The following is a 3,628-nucleotide window of genomic DNA, read 5'->3' on the forward strand; positions in this document are numbered from 1 at the left end:
CACCTCGACGAGAAGGTCGCCCGCCTCCACCTCGACGCGCTGGGCGTCAAGCTGACCACCCTGCGCCCGGAGCAGGCCGCCTACATCGGCGTCGAGGTCGACGGCCCGTACAAGCCGGACCACTACCGCTACTGATCACGACGGCGTAGCGCAGCGCCATCGGCAGTACTCGCAAGCAGTACCAGGCAGGCCCCCGCACCCCCGTGTCGGGGGCCTGCCCCGTACCCTCCTCGAACGGCTCCGGCTCACGCCTCACCGCACAAGGACACCTACGCCCCCATGCCCCGCGGCCGCTATTCGCTCCACGATCCGCACGACCACACCCCCCTCGGTGAAGAACACTTCCAGTGCGCCCCCGGCCCCTCCGGCTGGCGATACGTCTCCCGGACCACCACTCCCTCGGGCGACGACGCCGGCTCCGTCGACCTCGCGCTCGACGAGCTGGGCCGCCCCATCCGTCTCGAACTCCACGCGGCGAGCTGGCAGGTCCGCGGCGCGGCCATCGACGGCGTCACCTGGGTCCGCACCGACCCGACCGGAACCAACGCACGTGAAGGCAACGCCCCCGCCCACGCGTTCACCGGCACCTCCCCCGCCTTTCTCGTCGCAACGGCCCGTCTGCTGCGCCTCGCACCCGGCGCCCCCGCCACCCGCGTCCGTCTCCTCGCCTTCACCGACCCCGTACTCGCACCCCGGACCGTCGACCAGTCCTGGGCGCTGGTGAAAAGTGAAGCGCACACCACTGACAACGGCCTTCTGACGGTGGACGAATACCAGGTCAACGCCCTGGACACGGGCGAGCAGCACGCGGTTCACATCGCCGGGGACGTGGTCCTCGCGGCGCCGGGCGTCGAGCTGGAGGACCTCGAGAGTCCGCCCTCCACCTTCCGCTGACGGCGGTGCGCCGGATGGGCCGTTCTTGCCGAAAGGGCTCGCCGGGCCGATCCGCCGGCTGCGGCCGACGGCGGCGTTCCGCTCGGGATGCTCGGAGTGCTAGGAGTGCTCGAAGTACTTGGGAAGCTCGGGTGGTCGCGGGGCTCGCTCGCTCGATCGCTCAAGCGGGAGGGGCGAACCCTCCGGACGTCCCGGTCCGCGGGACGTGGACCGGGGCCGGCGCAGCAGGAGCAAGGAGCGGTGTGCTGCCTGCTGCGGCAGCGGCCGACCGTGCGTCCGGGTGGTCGACCGTTGTTGCCGCGGGGGCCGCAGCGGGAGCGGCAACGGTAGGACCGGACGCGGCAGGACTGGAGGCGGCTTCACGCGTGGCAGCGGTGAACGCCCTCCGGGCGTCGCGGGCCTGCCGCTCGTTGACCACGGCCGCCAGATAGGCGGCCGGCGGCACGCCCTCGGGCGCCGGCGTCCCCGTACGCTCCGCCACATCACCGGCCAGCCGCTGCGCCATGGACCAGCTGACGGCGGGGTCCAGCTGCCTCATACGGGTCAGGTACTGGCGTATCGCCAGCCACAGGTCGTCCGGCACACCCGACAGGTCGAGCTGGGAGAACCGCCCGACCAGCCACGGCGGCGGAGGAGGCGACGCCATCGGGCCCCGGGCAGCAGGGACCCGTTCCCTGACGACGAGTGTCCCGGCGAAGACGTCGCCTATTCGCCGGCCCCGCTCCGACACCAGTGAAGCGATGCAGGCGATGACGCCGAACGTGAAGAGAACCTCCACGACGCCCATCGCTCCGCGCACCAGCGCGTGCCGGAACCGGATCGGCCCGCCGTCGTCCCGGACCACACGGAGCCCGCATGCCAGCTTTCCCAGGGAACGCCCATGGCTGAGGGTCTCCACGGCTATCGGCGCACCGACGAGGACCAGCAGGAACGACGCGATGGACACCGCCATGACAGCGGCCTCGTCCAGTGACGCCGTCGCGAGCGCCAGACCGATCGACAGCAGCAGGTACACGGTCCAGATGACGGCGAGATCGATCACGAGGGCCAGCGCCCGGCTCGGCAGTCTTGCCGGCTGCAGCCCCAGTACGACCGCGTCCCCCGTCACTAGCCCACTCACTGCTGCCCCCTGTCTTCGCGTTCTCCGGTCTTCCCTGCCCCTTGATCTCCCAGTCTGCCAAGCTGACCGACAGCGTGTCGCAGTAGTGCAGCAGTGAAGTAGTACGGACCGTACGCAATGCACCCAGTGCCTGGAGCAGCAGCCGACCATGGACCTCGATGTCTTCGTGACAGCCCACCGCGCAGAGTGGGACCGCCTGGACCACCTCCTCCGTCGGGGCGGTCACCTGACGGGCGCGGAAGCAGACGAGCTCGTCGCCCTCTACCAGCGCACGGCCACTCATCTTTCCCTCGTGCAGTCGAGCGCTCCTGAACCGGCACTGACCGCGAGGCTCACCCAGCTCGTGGCACGAGCACGCGCTGTGGTCACCGGCACTCGGCGGTCGAGCTGGAGGGACGCGGTCCACTTCCTCACCGCCGGATTTCCCGCCGCCGTCTACCGCTCCCGGCACTGGTGGATACCGACCGCGGTGCTCTCCACCCTTGTCGCCGCCCTCATCGGCTGGTGGATCGGAACCCATCCGGAGGTCCAGTCGGCGATCGGGGCACCGGAAGAACTCCGTCGGCTGACCCGACCCGGCGGGGAGTACGAGACCTACTACTCGAGCCACCCCGCGGCCTCGTTCGCCGCACAGGTCTGGACGAACAACGCTCAGGCAGCCGCCATGTGTCTGACCCTCGGTGCGTTCCTGTGCCTTCCGGTCATCTGGATCCTCTTCCTGAACATGCTGAATCTGGGCGTAGGAATCGGACTCATGTCCTCCGCCGGACGGCTCGACGTCTTCCTCGGGCTGGTGCTCCCGCATGGGCTGCTCGAACTGACGGCCGTGTTCGTCGCGGCCGGCACCGGGCTCCGCCTCGGCTGGACGGTGATCGACCCGGGACCACTGAGCCGCCGTACCGCTCTTGCCCAGCAGGGCAGGGCGGCGCTCGGCATGGCCATCGGCCTTGCACTGGTGCTGTTCGTGTCGGGTCTGATCGAGGGGTTCGTAACCCCCTCCGGCCTGCCGACATGGGCACGCATCACCATCGGCATCGTCGCCGAGCTGGGCTTCCTCGCGTACGTCTATGTCCTGGGCGGCCGAGCGGCCCGTGCCGGCGACACGGGCGATGTGGAGGAAGCCGACCGCAGTGCCGAGCTCCCCACGGCGGCCTGATGTGCGTGCGGCCCCTGTGAGCTGCTAGTCTCCTCTTCGCCCCGCAGCCCCGTTGACACGGGACCCGTGGGGAGGTAGATTTTAACGGTTGCCTCGGACTGGACAAGTTCGGGCGTGAACATTTAGAGTCTGTCTGGCTTTCGCCGGGAAATGATTTCCGCGGAGCCGCTTCCCGATTCCTTATCCGAATCACAACGCCGATTAGGTCGGCCAAGATGATTCTGATAAAGTTCGGATCAGCCGAAAGGCAAAAGGCCCTCCAACGGCCACCGGAAATGAACTCCGAACCGGAAACGGAACGGAAAACGGATCTGGTAAGGTTGGAAACGCAAGACCGAAGGGAAGCGCCCGGAGGAAAGCCCAAGAAAATGTTCTGCGGGTGAGTACAAAGGAAGCGTCCGTTCCTTGAGAACTCAACAGTGTGCCAAAAATCAACGCCAGATATGTTGATACCCCGT

The 3,628-nt window shown here is 68.3% G+C and carries 4 protein-coding genes; 3 read left to right on the top strand and 1 reads right to left on the bottom strand.

Going from position 1 to position 3,628, the window contains the following annotated elements; genetic code table 11:
* Together AB0K36_RS34545 and AB0K36_RS34550 are read left to right on the top strand one after the other, a co-directional pair.
* Positions 1 to 135: adenosylhomocysteinase (locus tag AB0K36_RS34545; RefSeq protein WP_364601784.1), on the top strand; the 135-nt coding region annotated here is incomplete at its 5' end.
* 144 nt (positions 136 to 279) lie between these two features.
* Positions 280 to 894 (top strand): hypothetical protein, encoded by a 615-nt coding sequence (locus AB0K36_RS34550; RefSeq protein ID WP_364601776.1) that lies wholly within the window; start codon positions 280 to 282, stop codon positions 892 to 894.
* Between the two features lie 160 nt (positions 895 to 1,054).
* Here AB0K36_RS34550 and AB0K36_RS34555 read toward each other — a convergent pair whose 3' ends face one another.
* Positions 1,055 to 2,014 (bottom strand): RDD family protein, encoded by a 960-nt coding sequence (locus AB0K36_RS34555; protein WP_364601779.1) that lies wholly within the window; start codon positions 2,012 to 2,014, stop codon positions 1,055 to 1,057.
* A 148-nt stretch (positions 2,015 to 2,162) separates the two neighbouring features.
* Between AB0K36_RS34555 and AB0K36_RS34560 the strand changes: the two genes are divergently transcribed.
* The gene (locus AB0K36_RS34560) at positions 2,163 to 3,170 is read left to right on the top strand and encodes a stage II sporulation protein M (RefSeq protein WP_364601781.1); all 1,008 of its coding nucleotides are present in this window, start codon (positions 2,163 to 2,165) and stop codon (positions 3,168 to 3,170) included.
* The last annotated feature ends 458 nt before the right edge of the window (positions 3,171 to 3,628 follow it).

The organism is Streptomyces kurssanovii (assembly GCF_040677245.1).
Classification (GTDB): domain Bacteria; phylum Actinomycetota; class Actinomycetes; order Streptomycetales; family Streptomycetaceae; genus Streptomyces; species Streptomyces kurssanovii.